Here is a 24,599-nt window from a genome sequence, read left to right on the forward strand (position 1 = left end):
GCGAGCCCATCCCAGACCGAAAAACTTTCCCCAACCAACCATGCGGCCAGAAGGAGGTATCCGGTATTAGCCCCCGTTTCCGAGGGTTATCCCAAAGTCCAGGGCAGGTTACTCACGTGTTACTCACCCGTTCGCCGCTCGAGTACCCCGAAGGGCCTTTCCGCTCGACTTGCATGTGTTAAGCACGCCGCCAGCGTTCGTCCTGAGCCAGGATCAAACTCTCCAACAAAAACCTTTGTTAAAAAGCGACCTGGCAACCATAATTAACGGATGCCAAAATCAAACACAATTGGCACTGGCTTATCAAACACCCTGTTGAGTTCTCAAAGAACAAACACACACCGAGTTCGTGGCCGATTTCTCGGCCGCGCCCTGCGGGGCACAACTTCTCCAGCTTACTCGGTCGTTTTCGCGCTGTCAAGCCGGCATTTTCGGCTTTCTTGCGCTTCGCCCGAGATCCCGCAACTTGGGCGCGAAGATCCGCTCCCGTTTTGTTGCTAGGAATCCTGCAGACCGGCCGGATTCCGTCGCTCCCGTGAGGGGCTCTCGGATCATCCCGCCCGGCTCCTGCCGGCTTGGTTACTTTACCCGGTCGGCTTCGCAATCTCAAATCCGGTCTAGCCGGTCGATCGCACCGCCCGAACCCTCCACCAGCAAACTGCCTGGTAGTGGTGCCTGCATCCCCCCGGTCGTTTTGTCCGGTGTTCCGCTTGCAGAGAGAAAGTTACGTTGGACGTCCCCGAAACGCAAATCAGGGTTGGTCCATGTCCACTTGCTCCACCTGCGGCCGGCGCGACCAGGGTGACGGCCGAGGTCGTCGTCGCCCTGGAGCAGGACAAGGAGTCCCGGTCCTGGACCTGCAGGCGTACGCCGCCGAGGAAGTCGCCGCCTGAGGTGGCCGAGGCGGGCGTCCGGACAGGGGCGGCGGGGTGACGCCGATGTGCTCAGGCGTTTCGGGTCGGATGCGGATGCCGCCAACGTCGCAGTGGTCGTCTCCGACGTGCAGGTCCGGGTGTACGTCGCCACCGGACGCACCCGCCACGAGCCGCCCGCGTGAGCGGCCTCGACGAGCCGCCCAAGCCGCAACCGCGTTGACGACCCACGCGTCGCGGCAGCGAAACCGCCGTAGTCGCTCCCGGTCTACAAGTCAGGTCATCCGGCTAGCGCCGCGCAGCGGACGGCCTCCGGCTGCCAGTTCTTGCCAAGGCGGGGTTTCGTTTGTTTCGGAGCTCGCCCCGCCCGAGACCGGCACGCGGGCGAAGCTCGGTTGGCCTCGTCAGTACAGCTCGTCCTGCCGGCTCTCGGCTCCATGCCACCACCCGTCGCCGACGTTCGACGCGGCCGCAGGTCTTCGACCGGCCAAGCGCGGAACTGGTCTTGTCGCGAGCCAACACGAAGTCCCGCCCTCCCCCGACATAGCCAGGGACCCCCGCGGGCGGTTCCCCGGTCGCCCCTCGAACCACGGGCCCGGCAGTTCCGACCTCGCCAACCGACGCAGCCAGAAGGCACTGCAGTTGGCCGTGCCGTGGCCTAGCGGCCTAGGTCGCGAGCCGGGTCTCCAGGTAGCCCAGCCACCAGGGCTGAGGCGGGGTCTGAGCGATCAACACGTCGACCACGGCACGTTCGTGGGCAGCGAAGCTGATCCGGTTCAGCGGGTAGAACGTGGCATATTCCGCGTAGACCGGCGGGATCGCCGTGGTGAGGTCGCGTAGACCGGGCAGTCCTGGTCGGAGAAGATCTGCGTCGCCGTGGTGCCTAGGATGCTGCCGGTACCGGCCACGCCCTCGCTGCAAGGACCAGATGCCACGGGCGGCGACGGCGGCAGCCGACCCATCGGCGACGCCTCGATCCTGCGCAGTCCCAGGCACCGGCAGTCGGGCCGACCGCCAGCCGACCGGACCCGGACTAGACCCGACCGGACACGGCGGCCCTCCGGCGGACCGCGGACCGACGGAACCACGTGCCGACCTGACGGCAGTGCCGCAAGTCAACGGCACTCGCAGACACCGAGATTGACCTTGGCGGTCACGGCGCCTCTTCGGATCAGGCGACCATCCTGCCCGACCGCAAGCCCTCGAGTCGGACGCAGTGCGCCAGCCCTGCCGAGGTCCGGCGCGTAAACGCGGGTCAAGCGCGTGCGCCCGGCCGATCCGCGCTGGATCCGAGAAGTCGATCTTCCGCGCTTGGCCTCACCCACGGCTCGCGGCTGACGACGATCGACGGGTCGGTGCACGCCGCGGGACGATCCCTGTGCCGCGCCGCGGTGATCACGGCCACCCGCGTAAGACGCCGTGCTCCGAGCGGACCCCGGCTGTCGTGCTGCCAGCCCCGATCCGGCGGCACGGGTGTCGGTGGTCCCGAGCCACCACGCGACCTGGTCCACCTCGGGTCCCGCCGGCACCACCACCGGCAACGCGCCACCCCGCCGACGCGGCCCGCAGCGTGGCCACCGACTCGGCCGGCAGGCGGTGCGGCGTGGGCAGGCCGACGCGGCTGGACCAGGCCGGCACATTCAGAACCCGCCCGCACCACCTCGCATCGACGCGACCGGCCAGGTGCGCCGCCCGCCGGGTGGCCGAAACCCCACGCACCAGACGGCCGTCCGAACCGAACGGGCTCGGCAGGTCAGGAGGTTGCGGCCGGCTTCTCGGCGGAAGTGGCGGCCGAGCTCGCGCCCGAGGTGGGGCGGAGGGTCAGGACCTGGGGGCCCGACTCCGTGATCGCGACCGTGTGCTCCGAGTGCGCGGTGCGCGAGCCGTCGGCGGAGCGGATCGTCCAACCGTCCCGGTCGTACATGATTTTGTCTGTCGACTGGCAGAGCCACGGCTCGATGGCGATCGTGAGGCCTGGCTCGAGTCTCATGCCTCGGCCCGCCCGGCCGTCGTTCGAGACGTGTGGGGACTCGTGCATCGTGCGGCCGATGCCGTGGCCGCCGAACTCGCCGTTGACGCCGTACCCGTACGAGCGGGCGACCTCGCCGATCGCGTTCGAGACGTCGCCCAGCCGCCCGCCGGGCTGAGCCGCGGCGATCGCGGCAGCTAGCGCCACCTCGGTGGCCTCGATCAGCTTCAGGTCGGCCGGGTCGGGAGTGCCGACCACGAACGAGAGCGCCGAGTCCGCGACCCAGCCGTCGATGCCCACCGCCATGTCGATGCTGAGCAGGTCGCCGTCTGCCAGGACGTAGTCGTGTGGCAGGCCGTGCAGCACCGCGTCGTTGACCGACAGGCACAGCACGTTGCGGAACGGGCCGCGGCCGAAGGACGGCGCGTAGTCCCAGTAGCAGGACTGCGCGCCCCGTTCCTTGATGCGCCGGCGCGCGTGGTGCTCGATGTCCATCAGGTTGACTCCGACCGCGGCGACGCCGCTGAGCTCGGCGAGCAACTCGCCGACGAACTGGCCGGTCACCGCCATCCGCCTGATCTCCTCGGCGGACTTGAGCTCGATCACGAAAGCCTCCCTAACGATCTGCGGTATTTTTATACCACGCCCTCCGCGGGCTATCCTGCGACCATGGTTCGCCAGCCGCTCACCCCGGAACAGATCGCAGCGGGCCAGCGCCTCGGCGTCGCGCTCCGCGCGGCGCGCGCCGGTCGCAGCCTCGTCGAGGTGGCCCTGGCGGCCGGCATCTCACCCGAAACGCTACGCAAGATCGAGGCGGGCCGCCTCCCGGCACCCGCGTTCGGCACGGTGGTCGGGCTCAGCCAAGCGCTCGACGTACCCCTGAATGATCTTGCCGAGGTCTGGCTCGCCGACCTGCCTGTCCGTCAAGCGTCGTAACACGGATGAGGTTGACCGCCCGACCGAGCACCTCCCGCAACACCCGCAGCTGGCGGGGGCTCCAGATCGGGCGGTAGGACTCCATCTTGTAGACCCACGGCACCGCGGCGGCGAAGAGCTGGTCGTGGCCGGCGCTACCCACCGCCCCGCCGGTGTGGAAACCGCGACCCGTGCTGTGCGCGACGTCGGCTCCCCAGTTCCACAGGTCCAGACCGGCCTGCGGGTCGAGGGTGATCCGCTTTCCACGTAGCCAGGCCTGCGCCGGCTCCAGGTCCGTGACCTCCACGACCTCGTCGTCGCCGTCGGCGCCTGGCCAGCCGCGCTCCGCCGCTGTCGTGCGGCAGGCCTCCTCCGACGAGAAGGTGTGCAGCTGGCCGGCCCGGCCGGCGATGCAGTCCTGGCCGTCGGAGTCGGATCCGTACCAGAGGTAGACCAGGCGTCCGTCGAACCTGAGCCCGGTCACCCAACCCTCGACGGGGATGAGTTCGCGTCCCACGACCGACGACACTGCCACACCTCGACGCGGCGGCCGGCGTACAACACGGCGCGAAAGGCCCGGCCCCCCAGGGGGGCCGGGCCGCAGAAAAGAAGAGCTAGGCGGTGCGGCGCAGCTTGATGATGCTCTCGGCGATGTGCCAGAGGGTGATCACGATCGTCACCACGATGGTGACCGTGGCCACCGTGTCGAGGTTGTCGGGCTGGCTGAGCCAGTCGAAGCGGGCCACGAGCTCGGGGCTGAGCAGGCGGTCGTTCGCCATCAGGAGGATGACGGGGATCGCGAAGGCCAGGTCCAGCACCGCGCTCGTCACGACCAGGGGCCGGGTCCACCGGCCGGCGCGGTACTTGGCGATCTCCAGACCGAGCGTGGCGATCAGGACGACCATCAGGAACGGCAGCCAGAAGCTCCACAGCTCCGGGTTGAGGATCGGCAGGTTGCCCTCGCCGTCCCGGGCGGGGACGAACGAGAAGAAGTGCTGGAGCGGCACGTACGCGGTGAAGATGGCGAGCCAACCGATCGAGGCCGCGGCGTCCGTGAGGGTGATCTGCCGGTCCGGGCGGTCGTTCGGGAGCTGGTCGACCGTCCACGCCGGCAGGTCGAGCTTGGTGTTGGTGCGCTCCAGGATCGCGAAGACCAGCGTGACCCAGAACCCGATCTGCACGGCGGTCTGGATCGCGGCGGCGATGCCGGAGCCGACCGCGCCGCCCGCGTTGTCGCCGTCGGTGGCCTGCACCAGGCCGACCACCACGCCGACGAGCGCCGGCACGAAGCTGAGCAGCAGCCGGAGCAGCCGGAACCAGGCCAGGTAGTAGGTCGGGCCGATCAGCTGCAGCCGCCGGTCTTCGTAGCGAGCCGCCAGTTGGGCCGGGTCGCCCAGCTCGGTCAGCACCTCCCGCTCGGCGGTCGTGCTGTCCTCGCCGGCGGCCGTGCGGCCGTCGATCATGTCCTCGATCGAACCGCGCAGCTCGGCTGCGATCTCCTCCCGGCGCTGCGCCGGGACGGTGCGTAGGGTCGCCGCAACGTAGCGGTCGGTGAGGGATGTCATCGTTCCACTCCTTGGATCAGTGCGGTCATCGAGGTCTGTACGGCGGCCAGGTCTTCGAGGAGGCGGGTCAACGTCGACTCGCCCTCGGCACTGGTCCGGTAGAACTTGCGCGGCCGGCTCTCTTCGGTGTTCCACTCGCTGGTCAGCAGCCCCTGCTCCTCGAGCCGACGCAACAGCGGGTAGAGCGTGTTGGCATCCACCGGGAAGCCGTGCTCGGTGAGCCGTTGCAGCAGGGCGTAGCCGTAGTCGGGGTGGCGCAGGGCTACGAGGCTCGCCACGACGACGGTCCCCCGCCGCAGCTCTTGGAGGTGGATCCGCAGGATCTCATCGCTCGCCATGCGTCACACCATACTGTGTGCCACACACCAATGTCTAGAGCACATCATCGTGCGTACGAATGATGATGTGTACCGTCAGGCCATGCGAGTGGCGATGGCGACCGGGGCGGCCGAGCCGGGCCGGGTCAACGAGGACTTCTTCGCGGCCGGGCCCGCGGCGGCCGTGCTGCTCGACGGCGCCGGAATCCGCGGGATCGAGGAGATCTGCCGGCATGGCGTGGCCTGGTACACCACCCGGTTGGGCGGCGAGCTCGTCGCCCGGTTGGCGCTCGCCGACGGGCGCGACCTGGTGTCCGTGCTCGCCGACTCGATCGACGCGGTGGCCGGCTCACATCGCGACACCTGCGACCTCACGAACCCGAGCAGCCCGTCGGCCACGGTGGCCATCCTGCGATTGACCGGCGACCGGGCCGACCACCTCGTACTCGGTGACTCGGTTCTGGTGCTCGATCGGGGCGGCGCCGGTCTGGCCGTCGTGCACGATCGCCGGGAGCTCGTCGTGCGGGAGCGGTTCGGCTCGGCCTACGAGGCCGCACCCGAGGGCAGCGCGAAGAAAGAACGCGAGCGCGCCCGGTACGTCACGGCGTTGCGGGCCAACCGCAACCAGCCGGGTGGTTTCTGGCTCGCCAAGGAGGACCCGCGGACGGCGGCCGAGGCGATCACCGGCAGTGACCCGACCGGCGACCTCACCGATGCCACCCTGCTCACCAACGGCGCCAGCCGCCTCGTCGACCGCTTCGGCGCCGCCGACTGGCCGGGCGCGCTGGCCGTCGTCCGGGCCCAGGGTCCAGGCGAGATCATTCGCCGGGTACGCGCGACGGAAGCGGCGGCCGGCATCGCCCGCGACGACGCGACGGTCGCACACTGCGCGGGCCTGGCCGAAAGCTGACTCCCGCTCCGCCGCGCGCGCCTATGGTCGTTCACGTGGCATGGAAGCAGCTGCCAGGCGACAAGGCGTACCGCGTGCTCGAGGCCGGTCCGACGATCCTGGTCTCCACCCGGAACGCCGCCGGCCGTGCGGATCTGATGACCGTCGGCTTTCACATGGTCATCTCGCACGAGGGCGTGCTCGCGGCCGTCGTCTCACCCGGGGACTTCTCGCAGCGGTCGCTGGCGGAGACCGGTGAGTGCGTGCTCGGCGTGCCCGGCGTCGACCTGGCCGAGCAGGTGGTCGACATCGGCAACTGCTCGGGCTTCGACGTCGACAAGTTCGAGCGCTTCGGGCTGACGCCCAAGAAGGGAAACCACGTCGCGGCGCCGCTGGTCGAGGAGTGCCTGCGACGGCACCTTCAACGCCGACGGTGACCTCATCGACCTCCGCGACCGCATGGTGTTGTGGAAGGCCTACCAGGACTGACCCGGGCTACCAGATCACCACGGCGCCACCCGCTAAGCGGGCCCGGTTTATGGCGTCGGCGATGTTGGTCAGGCGTTGGGTGAGGAAGTCCGGGTCGCGGCCGACCGACGCGGAGACGTAGCCCAGGTTGTCGAGGAGCAGGGTGCAGTCGGCGTCGAGGGCGTCGAGCTCGGCCGTGGTCTCGGCGTACACGTCCTGTGTCGCGAGCATCGGCAGCATCCGCGCTCCCAGCGCCACCACGCAGGGCGCGCCGTAGATGCCGGTGCGCGCGGTCGTCGGGCCGGCCAGGTCAGAGCCGGGTGGACCGTCGAGGAACAGCATCTCGCCGGCGGGGCCGCGGACGTACGCGTGCACGAGGAGGCTCATCGTCGTCGATCGTTACACATCTCACCGCGCCGCCGTACACAACTAATTGGTTGTGAAACTTATTAGTTGTAGATAGGGTCGCGGGGTGACCACCGACGAGCTCAGCCTGGTCTTCGCCGCTCTGGCCGACCCGACCCGGCGCGCCATCCTGGAGCGGCTCGCGCGCGGCGACGCGACCGTCAACCAACTCGCCGAGCCGTTCGCGATGAGCCAGCAGGCCGTGTCGAAGCACGTCAAGGTGCTCGAGAAGGCGCGCCTCGTGCAACGCACCCGGGCCGCGCAGTCCCGGCCGTGCGCGCTCGACACCGTGCGCCTGGACGCCGCGGCCGACTGGATCGCCGAGCACCGGCGGGTCTGGGCCGACCGCTACGACCGCCTCGACGAGCACCTCGCCCGGTTGCGGGCTGGAGAGGAGACCCGATGACCGGCGAGCTGACCTACCGCCGCGTCCACGACGCGCCGCCGGAGCTGCTCTTCGACTGCATGACGCAGCCCGCGCACCTGACCCGTTTCTGGGGTCCGACCGGCACGACGACCCCGCTCGACGGCATCGTCGTCGACCTGCGGCCGGGCGGCGCTTTCGAGACCACGATGGTCAACGAGCGCGACGGCAGCAGCTACCCGATGCGCGCGACGTACGTCGAGGTCGCGCGGCCCCACCGGCTGGTCTGGATCGAGCCGGAGTCGCAGGGCGGCATGAAGACCACGGTCACCTTCACCGCGCTCGGCGACGGCCGCACCGAGGTGGTCACCCATCAGACCAACGTGCCGGAGGCATACCGCAGCGCCGAGGCCCAGGCGGGTTTCCAGACGAGCCTGGACCGATTCGCGGCCTACCTGGAAGGGAGAACGTCATGGCCTTCGTGACATCCGAGGACGGCACGAACATCGCCTTCGAACGCAGCGGCAGCGGGCCGCCGGTCATCCTGGTCGACGGCGCGATGTGCCACCGCGCGTCCGGGCCGATGCGCGGCTTCGCGGCGGTGCTTTCATCGCATTTCACCGTGTACGCCTATGACCGGCGCGGCAGGGGCGAGAGCGGGGACACGCAGCCGTACTCGGTATCCCGGGAGCTCGACGACCTGCGAGCGCTGGTGGCTGCGGCGGGCGGTTCCGCCTTCGGCTTCGGCATCTCGTCCGGCGCGGCCCTGCTTCTGATGGCGGCCGGCCGCGGCTTCGAGCGGATCGCGCTCTACGAGCCGCCGTACGTGGCCGATCGGGACCCCTCCTATGCGCCACAGCTGGCGTCGTTGTTGGCTGCCGGCCGCGACGGCGACGCGATCGCGCTGTTCATGACGTCGATCGGAATGCCCGCGGCTCAGGTGGCCGGGATGCGGACGCAGCCGTTCTGGCCGATGTTCGAGGCGGTCGCGCCGACGCTGGCCTACGACAACGCGATCATGGGCGACCATTCGGTCCCCCGCTCGCTGGCAGCGGAAGTGTCCGTGCCGACGCTGGTGGCGGCCGGCGGAGCGAGCCCGGCCAACCTGCGGGCCGCGGCCAAGGAGGCGGCATCATCGGTGCCGGGTGCCGTGCACCGGGAGTTGCCGGGCGAGACGCACGACGTATCCCCGTCGGCCCTGGCGCCGCTGCTGGTGGAGTTCTTCGGCGCCTGAGTCAGAGGTGTTCGGGCCGGACGCCGAGCCCGACGGCCCGGGCGGCCATGCGCTGCAGCCGCGGCGTGCGGTCGAGCAGACGCATCGGGCCGGGGATGTCGACCGGCCCGGTCAGGTGCAGGAGCGGATCGACGACGCGGCGCTGCGCGAGGCGCTGAGCTGCCTGGGTCACGGCGGTCGGAAACTGACGCCGGCGCTGCACCTTGTGCAGGTCGTCGTCGGTGCAGCTGCCGGCGGCCAGCCCCGGACCGAGAATCCGGGCGGTCGCCACCGCATCCTGAACAGCGAGGTTGATGCCGACCCCACCGATCGGCGACATGGCGTGCGCGGCGTCGCCGATCAGCAGTGCGCCAGGCACGGACCACTGCCGCAGCCGGTCGAGGCGCACAGTCAACAGTCGGACGTCGTCCCAGCTCGCGACTTCACCCACCCGGTCCTTCAGGTGCGGCGCCCGCGCGGTGATCCGGTCACGGAAGGCGCCGAGGCCCGCCGTCTTGATCTCGTCGTAACCGCCTTTGGCGATCACGTAAGCGCACTGAAAGTAGTCGTCCCGGTCGATGCAGAGCATCAGCCCACCGGCACCGACCCGCATGTCGAGCCCGACCGGATCGTCAGGCCGCCGGGAAACCCGGAACCAGAGCACGTCCATGGGCGCCCCGAACTCTTTCGGCCGCAGACCGAGCACGCTTCGAACCACGGACCCGCGACCGTCACAACCGACAGTGAACCGGGCCCGCACCTCTCGCCCATCGTCGACGCGAACGCCGGCGACCCGCCCTCCGTGGCCCCGGATCACGTCGACCACCTCGGCCGACCGCACCAACCTGAACGTAGGAAGCTTCGCGGCCTCCTCGGCCAGCAGATCGAGAAAATCCCACTGCGGCAGGAAGAGAACGTACGGGTGAGCGCCGGGCAGCCGACTGAAATCAGCGACCCGCACACTCCCGTCGTCAAAGGTGGCGCGCAGCGCGTCGACCTTGCGCCCAGGCCGAGCCGCGAGCGCCTCCCCGAGCCCGAGCTCGTCGAGCAGGTTCAACGTGGACGGATGAACGGTGTCGCCCCGAAAGTCCCGCAGAAAGTCGGAGTGCTTCTCGAGCACGACGACGTCAACACCCTGCCGAGCAAGCAACAACCCGAGCACAACGCCCGCCGGCCCGCCACCCACAACACAAACGCTCGCCTCGACGACGACCCTCCTCGATGGAAGCCCGCCCCAGGTTACGTGGAATTGGGCTCAATCTGCCATCGACGACCCTGACCTGTGGCTTGCCCATATACCAAGGACGGTATATTGTTCGAAGGTGAGACGCTACGTCATCGAGCTTGAGCCAGAGGTACGCGACTGGCTCGAAACCTTGCGACTCACGGAGTACGCCAAGGTCGAAGCGATGGCCGACATCCTGGCCGAGCGCGCGGAGACGCTCGGTGAGCCCTACTCGCGCCATCTCGGTGGCAAGACACGCGAGCTGCGGTTTCACCTCGACCGGTCGACCGTCCGCGTCAGCTACTGGCTCGCGCCACAGACTCGAGTAGTGCTGCTGACCGTATTCCGCAAGTCCCGCCAGGTCGAACGTGCCGAGGTCATGCGAGCTATCGCCGCCCAGCAGACGTGCGAACTGGGGCACGAGGACCATGCGCCCGCGACCGAGATCTTCGAACGGAAATGGCAATGAAGCACAACGGAAGGGCGGAAGGACCATGACAGCACGTCACTCCCACTGGGAGCGCACCGGCGCCGAACAGCACAACTCCGCCTACGAGGAAGCGCGGGCAGCGCTTCTGCTCGGCCAGATGGTCCACGACCGGCGCACCGAACTCGGCCTCACCCAAGGCGAGCTCGCCGAGCGTGCCGGCATGACCCAACCGCAACTGTCGCGCCTCGAATCAGGCGGTGCCACGCCCACCGTGCCATTGCTGGCCAGACTCGCAGCAGCGCTCGACGCGGAGCTCGACATCGCCTTCCGACCACACCGTGGCGCCGCAGCCTGAAGCCCTCGCCGCCGATTCACACAACTGCGGCAACAAGCCAGCACAACCGATGCGGATCCAGCGACTCCGCGTCACCAACGACCAACCGGCCGCGCCCGGCGACGCCTGCCAGCAAGCGACGAACTCCGCGCTAGCAGCGGCCCGGGGGCGGCGACCGCTGGAACGTGGGGTGTCCGGGGCTCGGCCCCGGAGCCAGAATGCGAAACCGCCCACGTCCGCGCTCTACGCGGACATGGGCAACCCAGCGGTGGAGCGGGTGACGGGAATCGAACCCGCACTGTCAGCTTGGGAAGCTGATGTTCTGCCATTGAACTACACCCGCGAGCCAGGCCACTCTACCCAACCTGAGCAGGTTGCGCACCAACCCCCTCCGTGAGGGGCGTGGTTAGGGCTGAGGCAGGGGTTTCGGACGTTCCTTCACATCATGCTCATCACTAGCCTCTTTCACATCTGTTCCACGGGGAGGAAGAGGTGAGCAATGACGCTTCAGGGAACACGGTGGGCGTTGCGGGCGGCTACGACCGCGGGGGCCGCGCTTGCCCTCGTGCTCAGCGCCGGCGCTGCCGGGGTGGCCAGCGCCAAGGGTGCGGCGCCGGCGGGTGAGGTTTGTGTCGCTGGTCAGGACCACGGCGGTAGCAACCTCAAGGTGCGTAAGGGCGCGCAGCGGCACGATCCCAACGACCTGTCGCCGGCCGAGGTGGCCGCTGCCGAGGTCGAGTTCGACGCGGCCGCCGCCGCGCGCAGTGGGGGCGTCGCCGACGAGCGGGCCAAGAAGGTCACCATTCCGGTGGTCGTCCACGTGGTGTCCGCGGACGGTACGCGGGCGACCGGCAACATCCCCCGGTCGATGATCGACGCGCAGATGAACGTGCTCAACCTCGCGTATGGCGGCTCCACCGGCGGCGCGGCCTCGCCCTTCTCGTTCAAGTTGAAGAAGGTCAACCGCGTGGTCAACCCCGCCTGGTCGCCGATTCTCGCGGAGACCCCGGCCGAGGTGCAGATGAAGAAGAAGCTGCGTGAGGGCGGCCCGGAGACGCTCAACATCTACATCGGGATCGTCGACCCCGGGCTGCTCGGTTGGGCGACCTATCCCGAGCGCAAGATCACCAAGTACGACGGTGCCGTGATCCTCTCCGAGTCGCTGCCCGGTGGGACCGCCGCGCCCTACAACGAGGGTGACACCGCGACGCACGAGGTCGGGCACTGGCTGAACCTCATGCACACGTTCGAGAACGGGTGCGAGGGCAAGGGTGACCACGTCGCCGACACCCCGGCCGAGGCCGACGCGCAGTTCGAGTGCCCGATCGGCGCCGACACCTGCGCGGCACCGGGGCTGGACCCGATCCACAACTTCATGGACTACACCGACGACGCCTGCATGTATCAGTTCACCGCGGGCCAGGTGAAGCGGATGAACCGCGCCTGGAACGCCTTCCGCGCACCGTAGCGACCACCGCCCGGCGCCGCTCAGAGCAGATGAGCGGCGCCGGCGGTGTCTTAGTTGAGCGCCAGGGCTGGTGCGCGCAGCGCCGGGGCGATGCCGACGCGGCGCGGGGATGATCGGCGACGGTCGCCGGACGGGTCGAGCCAGATGCGCACCTCGGGGCTCGTGCCCCGCCGCGACAGCATCGCCGCCTCGACGGTGAGCTCGAAGAGCCGCCAGTCGACCCGGGGCTCGGCACGTAGGTTGACGGCGATGGCCTGGACCCGCCGCGGGTCGGTGACCGGCTTGGCCCGCCCGGCGACGTAGGCCTCGTCGTCGCTGTCTTCGGGCGGGAACGAGTGCAGCGCGTAGCGCCCGTCGCGCTCCAGATCGCGCCGTTTGGGTGAGTCGACGACGAAGCAGAAAAGGCCGTCATCGGTGATCACCGGTGAGACCGGGTGGACCCGCGGACCGCCGTCGGCCCGGACGGTGGCCAGGTAGCCCAGGCCGGGCCCGTATTGGTGCAGGAGGGCTTGGATCGCCCGCGCAAGTCGCGGCTCATCGGACGCGAACTCAGACCAGGAAGCCATGGAGTGATTCTATCGTACATACGTACGAACCATAGGGTGATTCAATGCTGCTCTCCGACCGTGACCTGGTCACGGAGATCAAGTCGGGCGCCCTGACGCTGGAGCCGTTCGAGCCCGCGCTGGTGCAGCCGTCCAGCATCGACGTGCGCCTTGACCGGCTGTTTCGGGTGTTCAATAACCACCTGTACACCCACATCGACCCGGCCACCCAGCAGGACGAGCTGACCTCGTTGGTGGACGTGCCGGACGGTCAGCCGTTCGTGTTGCACCCGGGCGAGTTCGTGCTCGCCTCGACCATGGAGGTCATCTCCCTGGGCGACCAGCTCGCCGGGCGGCTGGAGGGCAAGTCGAGCCTCGGCCGGCTCGGGCTGCTCACGCACTCGACCGCCGGCTTCATCGACCCGGGCTTCTCCGGCCACGTCACGCTGGAGCTGTCCAACGTGGCCAACCTGCCGATCATGCTCTGGCCGGGCATGAAGATCGGGCAGCTCTGCATCTTCCGGCTCTCGTCGCCGGCCGAGCACCCCTACGGCGCGGCGGTCTACGGCTCGCGCTACCAGGGCCAGCGCGGCCCCACACCGAGCCGGGCCTGGCAGAACTGGCGCACCTGGCCGACCGCCCCCGAAGCCTGAACGCGAAAAGACAAACGAAAGCGGGGGCCCCGAAGGAGGCCCCCGCTTCGAAAAGCAAGAACAGCTAGCGCTTCTTCACCGATCGGTAGCCCGTGATCGGCATGTTGCTGACGCTGGACACCTGCACCGGCTCACCGGCCCGAGGCGCGTGCACCATCTTGCCGTTGCCGATGTAGAGGCCCACATGGCTGATCGGGCTGTAGAAGAAGACCAGGTCACCGGCCCGCGGGCTGGACACCGCATACGTCTCGTCCCACTGGTCACCCGTGTAGTGGGTCAGCGACACGCCCGCCTTGCCCCACGAGTAGAGGGTCAGGCCGGAGCAGTCGAAGGTGCTCGGCCCGTCGGTGTTGAAGACGTACGGCTTGCCGACCTGCTGGCACGCGGTGCGCACGGCCGTGCCCTCGGCGGTCGTGACCGTCGAGATCTTCGGGCAGCCGGCCACGTTGACCCGCGTCGGCGGCAGCGACGCCTCGAGCTTCTTGATGTCCGCGGCGATCGTCTTCTTGCGCGCGGCCAGCTCGGTGTCGGTCTTCTTGTTCTCGGCCACCAGGGCGTCGAGCTTGACCTTCTCGGCGTTGAACTTGTCGCGGGCGGCCACCACGTCGGCGATCTGCGCCTGCTCGTGCCGCGCCATCATGTCGATCATCGCCAGCTGGTCGGTCAGGTCGCCGGTGTTGCCGCCGCTCAGCAGCATCGTCAACTCGCTGCTCGGACCGGCTTTGTAATGCTGCGCCGCGATTGCACCGATGCGGTCAAGTGCGATGTCGGCCTGCAACGACAGCGGCGTGATTTTCTTTTCTAGGTCTTTTGCTTTCCTTTGGTTTTTCTCAAGTTGCGAGTGCACCTTGTTGTACTGCTCGATGACGGGCTCGAGCTGCCGCCATTTCTTGTCGATTTCGGCTTCGATCTGCTGCGGGCTCGGCTCAGCGGCAGCGAGACCTGCCGGGAGCACGGCAGCGACCAGGCCGAAGCAGACGGCCAGCAGGACGTGGACAAACGGCCGGGACGCGCGCAAGGCGAATGCCTCCCGTAGTGAGACGAATGGGCGTGGGGGGTACGCCGCCGAGGAAACACATTAGAGAGAAGCGAAAGCGCCCGCAAGGCCGCATTCGCTGTGCTGTCAGGCGGGTACGGGCGGTGTAACACCTCCGCCAGGAAAGCCCGAATTGCCCTGTCCGACAACCGCATTCAATACATCGTCGAGAGTCACTACTCCCAGTGGCGCGCGGCCATCACTGACCAGAACCATGTGTTGCCGCTCACGCCGCATCGACAACAACAGGTCGGCCAGAGAGCGATCCGGCGGTACGACCGTGAGCCGCCGCACCACCTCCACCGGCACCGGCGCCGTCCGGCTCGCACCCGCGTACCCGAGGATGTCCTTGACGTGCACGAAGCCCAGCACCCGGCGGGTGCTGCGCTGCACGACCGGGAAGCGCGAGCGGCCGGTGCGGGTCGCCAGCACCTCCAGCGAAGCCGGCGAAACGTCCTCGGCGACGGTGGTGACCGACGACCACAGCCGCATGGCGTCGGCCGCCGTGCGATCGTGCAGGGCCAGGGCCCCGGTGATCCGCGCGTGCTCCTCGGAGCCCAGCAGCCCCTCCGTGCGGGCCTGCGAGACCAGCCCGGCGAGCTCCTCGGCGGTGAACACGGTCTTCACCGCGTCGGCCGCCTCGATCCGCCACAGCTTGAGCACCAGCCGGGAGACCCATTTCAACGCCACCAGCAGCGGCTTGGTCGCCACGCAGAAGGCCAGCATCGCCGGACCGAGCCAGAGCGCCGAGGTCTCGGGGCCGGCGATGGCGATGTTCTTCGGCACCATCTCGCCGATGACCGTGTGCAGGTAGACCACGATCATCAGGGCGATGACGAACGCCACCGGGTGCACCGCGGCCTCCGGCAGGCCGACCGCGTGGAACGGGCTCTCCAGCAGGTGGGCGATGGCCGGCTCCGCGATCGCGCCGAGGCCGAGCGAGCAGATGGTGATGCCGAGCTGTGCGCCGGCGATCATCAGCGGGATCTGGTTCATCGCCGAGAGCGCCAGCCGGGCCCGCCGCGACCCGGCGGCCATCGGCTCGATGACGGTGCGGCGCGACGCGATGAGGGCGAACTCGCTGCCGACGAAGAAGGCGTTGCCGAGGATCAGGACCGCCGTGACCAGCAGGTTAAGCATGTTCGGCCTCCGGGCTGACGACGCGCACCTGCTCGACCCGGTGCCGCTCGACCTCGACGACCGTGAACTCCCAACCCGTCTCGTGGATGGTCTCGCCGGCCACCGGGATGTGCCCGAGCCGAGCCATCAAGAACCCGGCGAGCGTCTCGTACGGACCCTCGGGCAGCCGGAAGCCGGTCAGCTCGGCCAGCTCGTCCTCCCGGAGCATCCCGTCGACCAGGAAGGTGCGGTCGCCGCCGGGCACGGTCAGCTCGACCACGCCCGTCTCCTCGATCGCCTCCAGGTCGAACTCGTCGGCGATCTCCCCGACCAGCTCCTCGACCAGGTCCTCGACGGTCACGACGCCGTCGGTGCCGCCGTACTCGTCGACCACGATCGCGAGGTCCGCGTCCGCGGTCCGCAGCGCCGCGAGCACGCCGTCCAGGTCGAGGCTCTCGGGCACGTAGACCGGCTCGCGGGCCACCGCGGCGACCGTCGTGGTCGCCCGCCGGGCCGGCTGCACGCCGAGCGCGTCCGGCACGGCGGCGACTCCGGTGACCAGGTCGAGGGTGTCCTCGTACACGGGGAAGCGGGTGCGCCCGGTCTGGCGGGCGGCCTCGAGCAGCTCGGCGACGCTGGCCGTGGCGCGCAGCGCGATGACGTCGACCCGCGGTGTCATCGCCTCGGCCGCGCGCTTGTCACCGAACCGGATGGTCCGCTGCAGCAGCATCGCGGTGTCGCTGGGCAGGGCGCCGGCCCGGGCGGAGATCGCGGCGAGCAGCCCGAGCTCCTCCGGTGAGCGCGCGCTGGCCAACTCCTCCTGCGGCTCGACGCCGAGGCGCCGCACCACCCAGTTCGCCGACGCGTTGAGGCCGGCGATCAGCCACTTGCAGGCCGCCGAGAACATCCGCAGCGGCACCACGGTGCCGAGCACCGCCGACATCGGCCGGGCCAGCGCCGCGTTCTTCGGCACGAGCTCGCCGAAGAGCATGGAGAGCAGCGTGGCCAGCGCCAGAGCCAAGATCGTCGTCACCGTACGGGTGGACTCGTGCGCCAGCGGCTCGATCACCGGCCGGAACAGCTTGGCCAACGCCGGCTCGGCCAGGTAGCCGGTGAGCAGGGCGGCGATCGTGATGCCGAGCTGGGCGCCGGAGAGCTGGAAGGAGAGTTCGGACAGTGCCCGGCGCACCGTGGTGGCGCGTTTGTCACCGCCGGCCGCTCGCCGGTTGATCTCCGCCCGGTCGACGGTGACCAGGCCGAACTCGGCCGCGACGAAGAACGCGTTGGCGCCGGTCAGAAGCACGAACCCGACCAGCGGAAGGATGGTGGTCAGTACGACGTCGATGATCGGTTCACCTCGGCCGGGATTGTTTCATGCTTCCCTTCCTGAGGTTTTCCGCAGTGGGGCCGGTGGTCAGCCGCATGGTGGGTGGTCGGTCGCGTCCATAGCGTCGTTCGCATGATCCTCACCAGCGCACCTCAGCCCACCGGCGGCATCGCCGGCTGGGCCGTCGACCTGATGGACCGCCTCGGCGCACCGGGCGCCGGCCTGGCCGTCGCCCTGGAGAACCTGTTCCCGCCGCTGCCCAGCGAGATCATCCTGCCGCTCGCCGGCTTCACCGCCAGCCGTGGCGAGCTGAGCCTGGTCGCGGCGCTGTTCTGGACCACAGCCGGCTCGGTCGTCGGAGCGCTGGCGCTCTACCTGGTCGGCGCCGCGGTCGGCCGCGAGCGCATCCGGGCGATCGCCGCCCGGCTGCCGCTGATCCGGCTGCAGGACATCGACCGCACCGAGGCGTGGTTCGCCCGGCACGGGACCAAGGCGGTGTTCCTCGGACGGATGATTCCCATCTTCCGCAGCCTGATCTCCGTGCCGGCCGGCGTGGAGCGGATGCCGGTGCCGACGTTCCTCGCCCTGACCGCGGCCGGCAGCCTGATCTGGAACACCGTGTTCGTGCTGGCCGGCTACCAGCTCGGCGAATCCTGGTGGCGCGTCGAGGCGTACGCGGGAGTGCTCCAGAAGGTGGTCATCGGGACGGTCGTCGTGGTGTTGACCTGGTTCGTCGTCACCCGCCTGCGCCGGCCGAGCGGCCGACACGGTACCTACTGAGGGCACCCGGGATCTGCGCCATCGACGTACCCTTTCGGCACCGCTACCGTAGGTGCGCCCTGCTCGCTTTCACCCTTGGGGATCAACCGATGGCGACCACTCCCCGTCTGGTCCTGCTGCGCGACAGCAGGTGGCCCGACGTGCCCGGCGTGTGCTGCTGGCGTGCCTCGGCCGAGGCCGCGTTCGGCGCCGCCGGCACGGCCGTCACGGATGCGACCTGGGATGGTCCGAAGTACGTTCCGCCCGGTTCCGAGCCGCCGAAGCCCCCGCCGCCCCCGCCGGTCAAGGGCCGCGCGGACTGGCTGCCGATGCCGGTGCGGCGGGGCGTGCGGTTGACGCGGAAGGTCGTCCGCAAGGTTCACCGGATGGTCACCCCGCCGCCACCTCCGCCCCCGCCGCCACCACCGCCGCCGCCACCGCCGGCCGTCCCCGGCCTCGAGGGCGCCTCGATCGTGGTCGCCGAGTCGATCGCGGCCGCGATCGCCGCGCTCAAGGGTGGCGCTCCTGGCGACCGCCTCTGGGTGCTGGCCCTGGCGCCGACCCGCACCGTGCAGGGCGGCACGACGGCGTTCGGCGCGTTGGTCAACGAGGTCGCCGACCGGGTCGCCGGCTTCGTCACCGACAGCGAGCTCGGGCGTGACGCGGTCGAGCGGGCCGCGACCAGCGGGCGCCCCCGGGTGGTCGTGCTGCCGCCGCTCGCGGCGGACCGGGCCTGCCCGTCGTGTGCCGACGCGGCGGCCCCCGAGTTGCCGGAGCTCGACCCGGACACCACCGCCGCCGTCGCGCAGCTCGTCGCCTGGCGCCACCCGAGCGACACCTACTCGGGCCCGATGGCCCGCCGCCGGGGCCTCGGCGGCGACTGGGCGCCGACCGGCTGGCTCGACTGGAACCAGGACGGCCGTGCCTGGCCGCGGCCGGGCCTGCCCGACGACCAGCCCGACTGGACCGCCGCCGCCCAGGAGCGCGGCGCCCGCGAGGTCGTCGCGGCCACCCTGCCCGTCGAGTCGGCCACCGAGCGCGCCGGGCGCAACGTGCTGATCTCCGGCTTCGACCTCAAGTTCATCCGTGAGCTGGGCCACCGGCTGGACCAGCGGGGCGACCTGGACGTGTCGCTCGACGAGTGGCGGATGATCCGCACGCAGCAGTCGCCCTCCGAGCAGACCGAAGAGCTGCTGCTCAAGGCCGACACGGTCGTCGCCGAGTGGGTCCGGCCGAGCGCCGTCTGGCTGACCGAGCGCAAGCAGCCCGAGTCGAAGCTCATCCTCCGGCTGCACCGGTTCGAGCTCGAGTCGGCGTACCCGAGCAAGATCGATATTTATCAGGTCGATGCCGTGGTCTACATCGCGCCCGCGATCGGCCCGCGGATCCGCGACGAGATCGGGTGGCCCAAAGAGAAGCTGGTCTACATCCCGAACTACCTCGACATCGACTGGCTCGACCGGCCGAAGCTGCCCGACGCCCGGTTCGCGATCGGCATGGTCGGCACCGAGCGCTTCCTCAAGCGCCTCGACCTCGCGCTCGACGTCGTGGCCGCCGTGCGGCGCGAGGATCCGCGGTTCACGCTGCAGATCCGGTCGATGAACCCGCAGGACAACATGTACGTGTGGGCCAGCCGCGAGGAACAGGAGTACGCGGGTTGGTGCCAGGACCGCATCGAGCGCGACCCGTTGCTGCGCGGCGGGGTCGTCATCGAGGCACCCGGCCGCGACATGGCCCGCTGGTACCGCCGGGTCGGCGGCTTCCTCTCGATGAGCGACATCGAGGGCGTGCACCTGGCCGCCGCCGAGGCGATGGCCTCCGGCGCCGTCCCGGTGTTCCGGCCCTGGCCCGGGGTCCGCGAGGTGTACGACGACCACTGGATCCACCAGTCGGTCGACGACGCGGCCGCCGCGCTGCTGGCCAACGCCGACCCGGACGTGTGGGCCGAGCGGTCGGCCGCGGCCAAGGCCGAGATGCGCCGCCGCTACGACCCGGCCGCCGTCCTGACCGCCTGGGCCGACCTTGTGCACGGTGACATCGACAAGGCCCGCGAGCCGTTCGCCTCATACGTGAAGATCTGACTCAGGAGCCGAGGTAGTGCAGCACCGCCAGCACCCGGCGGCTGTAGCCGGTCGTGTGCGACAGGCCGAGCTTGTCGAAGATCGCGTTGACGTGCTTCTCCACCGCGCTCTGTGAGACGTGCAACTGGGCCGCGATGCCGGCGTTGGTGTGGCCCTGCCCCATCCGGTCCAGCACCTCGGCCTCCCGGGGGGTCAGTCGGCGCAGCGGGTCCGTGTGCGAGGTGCGGGCCAGCAGTTGGCGGACCACCTCGGGATCGAACGCGGCCCGCCCGGCGGCCACCCGGTCCAGCGCGTCGAGGAACTCGCCCACCTCGGCGACCCGGTCCTTGAGCAGGTAGCCGACCCCGTCGCTGCGGGTGGTGAGCAGCTCGACCGCATAGCGGCGCTCGACGTACTGCGACAGCACCAGCACACCGACCGCGGGCCAACGGTCCCGGATCTCCAGTGCGGCCCGCAGGCCGTCGTCGCGGTGCGTCGGCGGCATCCGGACGTCGGCGACGACCACGTCGGGCTGATCGGCGGCGACCGCCGCCAGCAGCGCCGGGGCGTCGCCGACCTCGGCCACCACCTCGTGACCCTCGTCGGTCAGCAACCGCGCCAAGCCAGCCCGGAGCAGCACGGAGTCCTCGGCCAAGATCACCCGCATGGTAGGACCGCCGTGATTCGGGTCGGGCCGCCGCGCGGGCTCTCGACCGTCAACGAGCCGTCGAGCGCTGCCGCGCGGCGGGCCAGCCCGGACAGGCCGCCGCCGGACGGGTCGGCGCCGCCTGGTCCGTCGTCGGTCACGGTCACCCGTACCCCCTGATCGGTTCGTGCGACAACGACGCTGACCCGGCTGTCGGGCGCGTGCTTGGCCGCGTTGGTCACGGCTTCGGAGACCACGAAATACGCGGCCGTCTCGACCGCCGACGGCAGCCGGTCGACCGGGCAGTCGACGGAGACGGGCACGCCGCCGCGCTCGGCCACCCGGGACAGCGCCTCGGCGAGGCCGAGGTTGTCGAGGTCGGCCGGGTACGCGCGCCAGGCCACGTCGCGCAGTTCGGCCAAGATCTCGCGGGCCTCGTCGTGCGCCTGCCGGACCAGCTCGTCGGAGCGGTCCTGGTCGGTGCCGCGCCGGGCCTGCCCGAGCAGCAGCCCGAGCGCGACCAGCCGCTGCTGAACCCCGTCGTGCAGATCACGCTCGATCCGACGCCGCTCGGCGTCGACCGCGGCGACCACACCCGCGCGGCTGGCCGCCAACTCGCTGATCCGGCGCTCGTAGCGGGCCCGGTCGTCGGGCACGAGCAGCCGCCCGGCCAGCCACCGGTCCAGCGCGGCCACCCCGAGGAAGCCCTGCACGGCCAGGAAGAGCAGCACGAGGCCGCCGACCACCTGGGCTCCGACCAGCAGCGCGCCGCTGCGGCCGACGAACAGGTCGCGGGCCCAGACCACCCCGGTGCCGAGGCCGTAGAGAAAGAGCAGGGCGACGAGCCCACCGAGCAGACCGACAACCCAACGAATCCCGAGGTACGCGACCGCGCGGCGTTCGGTGTAGTCGTCGAGCACGTCGACCGAGCCGCCGCCGGGCAGAAAGGCCGCGATCCGCCGGCGCTGCACCTCGACGAGGTGGCGGGCCGGCCGCTCGATGGCGGTGGGTTGGCGCCCGCGGGTCAGCTCGACCAGGACGACGAGCCCGGCCCAACCAAGAAAAGCCAGCTCCGCGACGGCGGTGGCGGCACCGACAACCACGCCGACGAACAACCGCCCGCCCGCGCTCAGCACCCCACCCATGCCCCGCACGCTACCTCTGTGGTTTTCCACACCCCGCGGGCTGCGGAACGCCGGAAGGCCCTGATGTGGCATGGTCATCGCCCGTGGAGGTCGTACCGGTCGAAGGTTGGGTTTCGGGCCTCAGGTTCGACGTGCACGTGGTCTATCTGTGGTGGGGTCGGGACTCCGCCGGCGAAGACTGTGTGGCCGCACGATCGGGTCGGGTCTACGCCTTCGCTTCGCCGGCTGATTGCCGGGCGATGGCCGATGCCCGAGGCTGGGCGCACGTGGAGACCGACGAGGTCGAGTTGATCGACCTGCGACCGGTGCAGGACTGGCTGCGCGGCAAGCGGCTCACCCTTGCCCCAGCGACGCGTTGGGCCTGTGGAACCTGGCGACCGACGTCGCCTACAGCACGGGACAGCCCTGGAACGACCGCGGCCGGTTGCGGAACCAGTGCTACGACAAGCTCTTCGCCGCCGCGGTGCCGTGGGTCTACGGGCAGGAGTCGTACCGCCCGATCTGGTCGCCGCGTCAACTGTCGGCGATGCGCGCGACCCTGGGCCAGGCTGTCCACCTCCTCCGCGTCGGAATCGCCTGATGGAGCTGCGCACCTCCCGGCTGCTGCTGCGGGAGCTCACCGACGCCGACCACGCGGCGGTCCACCGATATGCCAGCGACCCCGACGTGACCCGGTTCATGGCATGGGGACCGAACAGCGTGGAGGAGACCGTCGCCTTCCTCGCCGATGCCCGGCGGGTTCCGCCCACGTCCTGCAGAAGATCGGCATGCGGTGCGAGGGCCACCTGCGCGACCACCTGCGGATCCGCGGGCAATGGCGGGACCGCTTGACCTTCGCCGTCTTCGGTCAGGGTGTGTAGGCCAGCAGTTTGAGGTGCTCGACCGCAGCCGGTTCGGGCACCTCTGCCTTGACCCTGAAGTCCGGGCCGAGCAACGTCAGTTTGCCCGCCGTCCGCACGAGGATGTCGCCGTTGGGCTGGAACAGGATCGCGGTGACGTCGCCCCTGACCGGGAGGCCGACGTTCTCGCCCGTCCGCACGTCGATGACCGTGTCAGCGATCAGGTCCCGGGCGATGTCCGAGTCCTCCTCCTGATCCTTGCGCTGCCATACGGAGATCAGACCACCGTCCGCGGAGATGCTGTACGGGTCGCAACTGCGCCGTCGCCCGTAGTTCGCCTGCGGCTCGCCACTGCCGAAGCCAGGAACCACACGCGCGTTGCCCCCGTCGGGATCGGCAGTCGCAAGGTCACAGTCGCCCGTGGCGTACCCGATGTGTCGCCCGTCGGCCGACCACAGAAAGTGGATCGCCGACCGCTGGTCCACCAGCGGGGTGAAACGGCCGGTCGCGATCGTGACGATGCCCTTGGTGACCTCCCCATCAGGGCCCTTCGCCAGCAGCAGCTGCTCGGAGTCCGGCGACCATGCCGGCTCGTATCCGTAGTACTTGGCACCCTGGAACACCGTCCGGCGGTTCCGACCGTCGCGGTCGGTCACGACCACCTTCCCGCCCTTGTCGACGAAGGCGACGCGCGCACCGTCCGGCGACACACTCGCCGCGTACGCGTCCTTCACCAACACCGTGTCCACACCGGACTTCGTGACCCTGACCAGCCGCTCGCTGTCGGAGTAGTACAGCCAACCGGGCAACCCGGTAATCGAGCTCTGCACCGGCGGGGCGGCCGTGGGGGAAGGCGAACCGGTAACGGAGGGCAGTGCGGTCGGCATGGCCGCCGGCTCGGGCTCGCTGCGCCCCGGCACGCCCAGTTGCCAGGCGAGCCCGCCTGCCAGCACCAGCGCGCAGGCCGCGACCGAGCCGCTGACGAAAGCCCGGTTGCGACCGATCCGCTTCGAGCGGGCCAACGACCGGTCGACGAAGTCCACCGGCTTCGCCTGGTCGCCGATTTCGGTCAGGCTGTTCCGCAGCAGGTCGTCGTCATTCATCTTCCGGTCCCTTCCATGGTCCGGAATTGCCGCAGCTCCGGCACGAGCTTGCGCGGGTGCTCGAGCGCCCGCGCGGTCTGCGTCTTGACGGTGCTGACCGATACGCCGAGGAGATCGGCGGCCTCGGACTCCGTGTGGTCCTCGAAGTAGCGCAACACCACGACCGCGCGCTGCCGCGGGCTGAGCGACCGCAGCGCCTGCTCAACGGTCATCCGGCGCGTGATCGAGTCGGTGTCGTCGTGACCATGCCGGTCGACCGGCTCGGGGAGGTCGCCGCTGAGCACCTCTGCCGTCCTGCGTCGCCGCCACATGGAGACCTGTTGGTGATACATGACCCGGCGGGCGTACGCCTCGGCGTTGCCGACTTCGTGGAGCCGGGACCAGGCCCGGTGCGTGCGCGCCAGGGCTTCCTGCACCAGGTCCTCGGCCAGGTGCTGGTCTCCGTCCACAGAGAGTGGAGCGCGGGCCGCTGATCCGCGAACGCGGTGAACTTTCCCGTCGCGACCGTCAGGACGCCCGTTGTCCGCTGCCCCGGGCTCCGGTACTTCGCGACCAGCAGGCGCTTCGAATCCGGGGACCACGCGGGCTCGAACCCGTCGCGTTCGGCACCGCGAAACACCGTCCGACGATTCCGACCGTCTCGGTCGCTGACGATCACGTTCCCGCTCTCGCCACCGCTCTCGTCGACGAAAGCGATACGCGCACCATCCGGCGACACATTCGCCGTGAACGCGCCGTTCGGCAATACCGTCTTCACACCCGAGCCGGTAAGCCGAACGAGCCGATCGTGGTCGCGGTAGTACAGGCGGCCGGGGATCGAGGTGGCCGGTGACGGCTTGACCGGCGGCTCAGCCGGTGTGGGTGCCGCCGAAGTCGGAGACGGGACGGACGGCGCCGAGGCCAACGGTCGACTGCCGGCGGGCTTCGGGTTGG

The 24,599-nt window shown here is 69.9% G+C and carries 27 protein-coding genes, 1 tRNA gene, 1 rRNA gene and 1 pseudogene; 14 read left to right on the forward strand and 16 right to left on the reverse strand.

All coding sequences use genetic code 11. The features are described from left to right. Positions 1-229, reverse strand: a 16S ribosomal RNA gene (locus CHC05_RS38890); the annotation flags it as partial. A 2,396-nt stretch (positions 230-2,625) separates the two neighbouring features. Beyond that, the gene (map, locus tag CHC05_RS38895) at positions 2,626-3,447 is read right to left on the reverse strand and encodes a type I methionyl aminopeptidase (protein WP_089255676.1); all 822 of its coding nucleotides are present in this window, start codon (positions 3,445-3,447) and stop codon (positions 2,626-2,628) included. Positions 3,448-3,510: 63 nt separating this feature from the next. Here map and CHC05_RS38900 point away from each other — a divergent pair, with 63 nt between their 5' ends. Continuing rightward, the gene (locus CHC05_RS38900; protein WP_089255677.1) at positions 3,511-3,777 is read left to right on the forward strand and encodes a helix-turn-helix domain-containing protein; all 267 of its coding nucleotides are present in this window, start codon (positions 3,511-3,513) and stop codon (positions 3,775-3,777) included. On the opposite strand, the gene CHC05_RS41130 is transcribed toward CHC05_RS38900, so the two are convergent. The 3 genes from CHC05_RS41130 to CHC05_RS38910 all read right to left on the reverse strand — a co-directional run bounded on the left by CHC05_RS41130 (position 3,698) and on the right by CHC05_RS38910 (position 5,659). Further along, positions 3,698-4,273, reverse strand: coding sequence for a hypothetical protein (locus CHC05_RS41130; protein WP_144022979.1), 576 nt, complete (start codon positions 4,271-4,273; stop codon positions 3,698-3,700). The two genes, CHC05_RS38900 and CHC05_RS41130, sit on opposite strands and share 80 nt — an antisense overlap. Before the next feature lie 97 nt (positions 4,274-4,370). Further along, complete coding sequence (locus tag CHC05_RS38905) at positions 4,371-5,321, reverse strand: permease prefix domain 1-containing protein (RefSeq protein WP_089255678.1); 951 nt, start codon at positions 5,319-5,321, stop codon at positions 4,371-4,373. Further along, complete coding sequence (locus CHC05_RS38910; RefSeq protein WP_089255679.1) at positions 5,318-5,659, reverse strand: PadR family transcriptional regulator; 342 nt, start codon at positions 5,657-5,659, stop codon at positions 5,318-5,320. The genes CHC05_RS38905 and CHC05_RS38910 overlap by 4 nt, the downstream gene beginning before the upstream one ends. Positions 5,660-5,741: 82 nt before the next feature. Here CHC05_RS38910 and CHC05_RS38915 point away from each other — a divergent pair, with 82 nt between their 5' ends. Next, positions 5,742-6,548 (forward strand): protein phosphatase 2C domain-containing protein, encoded by an 807-nt coding sequence (locus tag CHC05_RS38915; protein WP_179266583.1) that lies wholly within the window; start codon positions 5,742-5,744, stop codon positions 6,546-6,548. 35 nt (positions 6,549-6,583) lie between these two features. Next, positions 6,584-6,964, forward strand: coding sequence for a flavin reductase family protein (locus CHC05_RS38920; protein WP_218824821.1), 381 nt, complete (start codon positions 6,584-6,586; stop codon positions 6,962-6,964). 58 nt (positions 6,965-7,022) lie between these two features. On the opposite strand, the gene CHC05_RS38925 is transcribed toward CHC05_RS38920, so the two are convergent. Further along, positions 7,023-7,382 (reverse strand): hypothetical protein, encoded by a 360-nt coding sequence (locus CHC05_RS38925; protein ID WP_089255680.1) that lies wholly within the window; start codon positions 7,380-7,382, stop codon positions 7,023-7,025. Positions 7,383-7,467: 85 nt separating this feature from the next. On the opposite strand from CHC05_RS38925, the gene CHC05_RS38930 reads away from it, so the two are divergent. Genes CHC05_RS38930 through CHC05_RS38940 form a run of 3 tightly spaced genes read left to right on the forward strand, consistent with a single transcriptional unit; the run spans position 7,468 to position 8,998 of the window. Further along, positions 7,468-7,806: an ArsR/SmtB family transcription factor gene (locus CHC05_RS38930; RefSeq protein ID WP_089255681.1), complete on the forward strand. Its 339-nt coding sequence runs from the start codon at positions 7,468-7,470 to the stop codon at positions 7,804-7,806. Then, complete coding sequence (locus CHC05_RS38935; RefSeq protein ID WP_089255682.1) at positions 7,803-8,249, forward strand: SRPBCC family protein; 447 nt, start codon at positions 7,803-7,805, stop codon at positions 8,247-8,249. The genes CHC05_RS38930 and CHC05_RS38935 overlap by 4 nt, the downstream gene beginning before the upstream one ends. Next, the gene (locus tag CHC05_RS38940; protein ID WP_089255683.1) at positions 8,237-8,998 is read left to right on the forward strand and encodes an alpha/beta fold hydrolase; all 762 of its coding nucleotides are present in this window, start codon (positions 8,237-8,239) and stop codon (positions 8,996-8,998) included. The genes CHC05_RS38935 and CHC05_RS38940 overlap by 13 nt, the downstream gene beginning before the upstream one ends. Before the next feature lies 1 nt (position 8,999). Here CHC05_RS38940 and CHC05_RS38945 read toward each other — a convergent pair. Continuing rightward, positions 9,000-10,184 (reverse strand): annotated as a pseudogene (locus CHC05_RS38945) (FAD-dependent oxidoreductase); the annotation flags it as partial. A gap of 115 nt (positions 10,185-10,299) precedes the next feature. On the opposite strand from CHC05_RS38945, the gene CHC05_RS38950 reads away from it, so the two are divergent. Beyond that, positions 10,300-10,671 (forward strand): type II toxin-antitoxin system RelE/ParE family toxin, encoded by a 372-nt coding sequence (locus tag CHC05_RS38950; RefSeq protein ID WP_089255685.1) that lies wholly within the window; start codon positions 10,300-10,302, stop codon positions 10,669-10,671. A gap of 25 nt (positions 10,672-10,696) precedes the next feature. After that, the gene (locus CHC05_RS38955; RefSeq protein WP_089255686.1) at positions 10,697-10,987 is read left to right on the forward strand and encodes a helix-turn-helix domain-containing protein; all 291 of its coding nucleotides are present in this window, start codon (positions 10,697-10,699) and stop codon (positions 10,985-10,987) included. A 248-nt stretch (positions 10,988-11,235) separates the two neighbouring features. Here the strand turns inward: CHC05_RS38955 and CHC05_RS38960 are convergent. Continuing rightward, positions 11,236-11,309, reverse strand: a tRNA-Gly gene (locus CHC05_RS38960). A gap of 156 nt (positions 11,310-11,465) precedes the next feature. On the opposite strand from CHC05_RS38960, the gene CHC05_RS38965 reads away from it, so the two are divergent. Then, a complete protein-coding gene (locus CHC05_RS38965) occupies positions 11,466-12,434 on the forward strand; it encodes a zinc metalloprotease (RefSeq protein ID WP_089255687.1) in 969 nt (322 codons plus the stop codon). A 50-nt stretch (positions 12,435-12,484) separates the two neighbouring features. On the opposite strand, the gene CHC05_RS38970 is transcribed toward CHC05_RS38965, so the two are convergent. Continuing rightward, positions 12,485-13,000, reverse strand: coding sequence for a pyridoxamine 5'-phosphate oxidase family protein (locus tag CHC05_RS38970; protein ID WP_089255688.1), 516 nt, complete (start codon positions 12,998-13,000; stop codon positions 12,485-12,487). A gap of 44 nt (positions 13,001-13,044) precedes the next feature. On the opposite strand from CHC05_RS38970, the gene dcd reads away from it, so the two are divergent. Then, positions 13,045-13,632, forward strand: a complete 588-nt coding sequence (dcd, locus tag CHC05_RS38975) for a dCTP deaminase (RefSeq protein ID WP_089255689.1) — start codon at positions 13,045-13,047, stop codon at positions 13,630-13,632. A gap of 64 nt (positions 13,633-13,696) precedes the next feature. Here the strand turns inward: dcd and CHC05_RS38980 are convergent, their stop codons facing one another. From CHC05_RS38980 to CHC05_RS38990, 3 genes are all read right to left on the reverse strand, one after another. Beyond that, entirely contained in the window at positions 13,697-14,650 is a 954-nt protein-coding gene (locus CHC05_RS38980; RefSeq protein WP_245871452.1) for a C40 family peptidase, read from the reverse strand. A 105-nt stretch (positions 14,651-14,755) separates the two neighbouring features. Continuing rightward, the gene (locus CHC05_RS38985) at positions 14,756-15,808 is read right to left on the reverse strand and encodes a hemolysin family protein (protein WP_089255690.1); all 1,053 of its coding nucleotides are present in this window, start codon (positions 15,806-15,808) and stop codon (positions 14,756-14,758) included. Next, positions 15,801-17,120 (reverse strand): hemolysin family protein, encoded by a 1,320-nt coding sequence (locus tag CHC05_RS38990; RefSeq protein WP_483860515.1) that lies wholly within the window; start codon positions 17,118-17,120, stop codon positions 15,801-15,803. The genes CHC05_RS38985 and CHC05_RS38990 overlap by 8 nt, the downstream gene beginning before the upstream one ends. 126 nt (positions 17,121-17,246) lie before the next feature. Between CHC05_RS38990 and CHC05_RS38995 the strand changes: the two genes are divergently transcribed. Further along, positions 17,247-17,894 (forward strand): DedA family protein, encoded by a 648-nt coding sequence (locus tag CHC05_RS38995; RefSeq protein ID WP_089255692.1) that lies wholly within the window; start codon positions 17,247-17,249, stop codon positions 17,892-17,894. Positions 17,895-17,983: 89 nt separating this feature from the next. Further along, on the forward strand, positions 17,984-19,954 hold the full coding sequence (locus tag CHC05_RS39000) for a glycosyltransferase family protein (protein WP_089255693.1): 1,971 nt from the start codon (positions 17,984-17,986) through the stop codon (positions 19,952-19,954). Position 19,955: 1 nt separating this feature from the next. On the opposite strand, the gene CHC05_RS39005 is transcribed toward CHC05_RS39000, so the two are convergent. Next, complete coding sequence (locus CHC05_RS39005; protein WP_089255694.1) at positions 19,956-20,600, reverse strand: response regulator; 645 nt, start codon at positions 20,598-20,600, stop codon at positions 19,956-19,958. Beyond that, a complete protein-coding gene (locus tag CHC05_RS39010; RefSeq protein ID WP_089255695.1) occupies positions 20,591-21,724 on the reverse strand; it encodes a sensor histidine kinase in 1,134 nt (377 codons plus the stop codon). The genes CHC05_RS39005 and CHC05_RS39010 overlap by 10 nt, the downstream gene beginning before the upstream one ends. A 355-nt stretch (positions 21,725-22,079) precedes the next feature. Here CHC05_RS39010 and CHC05_RS39015 point away from each other — a divergent pair, with 355 nt between their 5' ends. Both CHC05_RS39015 and CHC05_RS39020 read left to right on the forward strand, forming a co-directional pair. Further along, entirely contained in the window at positions 22,080-22,304 is a 225-nt protein-coding gene (locus tag CHC05_RS39015; protein WP_089255696.1) for a hypothetical protein, read from the forward strand. Next, the gene (locus CHC05_RS39020) at positions 22,304-22,555 is read left to right on the forward strand and encodes a GNAT family N-acetyltransferase (RefSeq protein WP_089255697.1); all 252 of its coding nucleotides are present in this window, start codon (positions 22,304-22,306) and stop codon (positions 22,553-22,555) included. The genes CHC05_RS39015 and CHC05_RS39020 overlap by 1 nt, the downstream gene beginning before the upstream one ends. A 16-nt stretch (positions 22,556-22,571) precedes the next feature. Here CHC05_RS39020 and CHC05_RS39025 read toward each other — a convergent pair whose 3' ends face one another. Together CHC05_RS39025 and CHC05_RS39030 are read right to left on the reverse strand one after the other, a co-directional pair. After that, entirely contained in the window at positions 22,572-23,666 is a 1,095-nt protein-coding gene (locus tag CHC05_RS39025) for a TolB family protein (RefSeq protein ID WP_089255698.1), read from the reverse strand. Further along, positions 23,663-24,115 (reverse strand): SigE family RNA polymerase sigma factor, encoded by a 453-nt coding sequence (locus CHC05_RS39030; RefSeq protein WP_089255699.1) that lies wholly within the window; start codon positions 24,113-24,115, stop codon positions 23,663-23,665. Before CHC05_RS39030 ends, CHC05_RS39025 begins: the two co-directional genes overlap by 4 nt. Positions 24,116-24,599 lie beyond the last annotated feature (484 nt).

Origin of the sequence: Asanoa hainanensis, from assembly GCF_900188485.1 — a bacterium.
Taxonomy (GTDB): Bacteria; Actinomycetota; Actinomycetes; order Mycobacteriales; family Micromonosporaceae; genus Asanoa; species Asanoa hainanensis.

Excerpts from the sequence above, each read along its gene's own strand:
- CHC05_RS38900 (WP_089255677.1), top strand. The coding sequence starts at position 3,511 with ATGGTTCGCCAGCCGCTCACCCCGGAACAGATCGCAGCGGGCCAGCGC.
- CHC05_RS38905 (WP_089255678.1), bottom strand. The coding sequence starts at position 5,321 with ATGACATCCCTCACCGACCGCTACGTTGCGGCGACCCTACGCACCGTC.
- CHC05_RS38910 (WP_089255679.1), bottom strand. The coding sequence starts at position 5,659 with ATGGCGAGCGATGAGATCCTGCGGATCCACCTCCAAGAGCTGCGGCGG.
- CHC05_RS38915 (WP_179266583.1), top strand. The coding sequence starts at position 5,742 with ATGCGAGTGGCGATGGCGACCGGGGCGGCCGAGCCGGGCCGGGTCAAC.
- CHC05_RS38925 (WP_089255680.1), bottom strand. The coding sequence starts at position 7,382 with ATGAGCCTCCTCGTGCACGCGTACGTCCGCGGCCCCGCCGGCGAGATG.
- CHC05_RS38935 (WP_089255682.1), top strand. The coding sequence starts at position 7,803 with ATGACCGGCGAGCTGACCTACCGCCGCGTCCACGACGCGCCGCCGGAG.
- CHC05_RS38940 (WP_089255683.1), top strand. The coding sequence starts at position 8,237 with ATGGCCTTCGTGACATCCGAGGACGGCACGAACATCGCCTTCGAACGC.
- CHC05_RS38955 (WP_089255686.1), top strand. The coding sequence starts at position 10,697 with ATGACAGCACGTCACTCCCACTGGGAGCGCACCGGCGCCGAACAGCAC.
- CHC05_RS38965 (WP_089255687.1), top strand. The coding sequence starts at position 11,466 with ATGACGCTTCAGGGAACACGGTGGGCGTTGCGGGCGGCTACGACCGCG.
- CHC05_RS38970 (WP_089255688.1), bottom strand. The coding sequence starts at position 13,000 with ATGGCTTCCTGGTCTGAGTTCGCGTCCGATGAGCCGCGACTTGCGCGG.
- dcd (WP_089255689.1), top strand. The coding sequence starts at position 13,045 with ATGCTGCTCTCCGACCGTGACCTGGTCACGGAGATCAAGTCGGGCGCC.
- CHC05_RS38985 (WP_089255690.1), bottom strand. The coding sequence starts at position 15,808 with ATGCTTAACCTGCTGGTCACGGCGGTCCTGATCCTCGGCAACGCCTTC.
- CHC05_RS38995 (WP_089255692.1), top strand. The coding sequence starts at position 17,247 with ATGATCCTCACCAGCGCACCTCAGCCCACCGGCGGCATCGCCGGCTGG.
- CHC05_RS39000 (WP_089255693.1), top strand. The coding sequence starts at position 17,984 with ATGGCGACCACTCCCCGTCTGGTCCTGCTGCGCGACAGCAGGTGGCCC.
- CHC05_RS39005 (WP_089255694.1), bottom strand. The coding sequence starts at position 20,600 with ATGCGGGTGATCTTGGCCGAGGACTCCGTGCTGCTCCGGGCTGGCTTG.
- CHC05_RS39010 (WP_089255695.1), bottom strand. The coding sequence starts at position 21,724 with ATGGGTGGGGTGCTGAGCGCGGGCGGGCGGTTGTTCGTCGGCGTGGTT.
- CHC05_RS39020 (WP_089255697.1), top strand. The coding sequence starts at position 22,304 with ATGGAGCTGCGCACCTCCCGGCTGCTGCTGCGGGAGCTCACCGACGCC.
- CHC05_RS39025 (WP_089255698.1), bottom strand. The coding sequence starts at position 23,666 with ATGAATGACGACGACCTGCTGCGGAACAGCCTGACCGAAATCGGCGAC.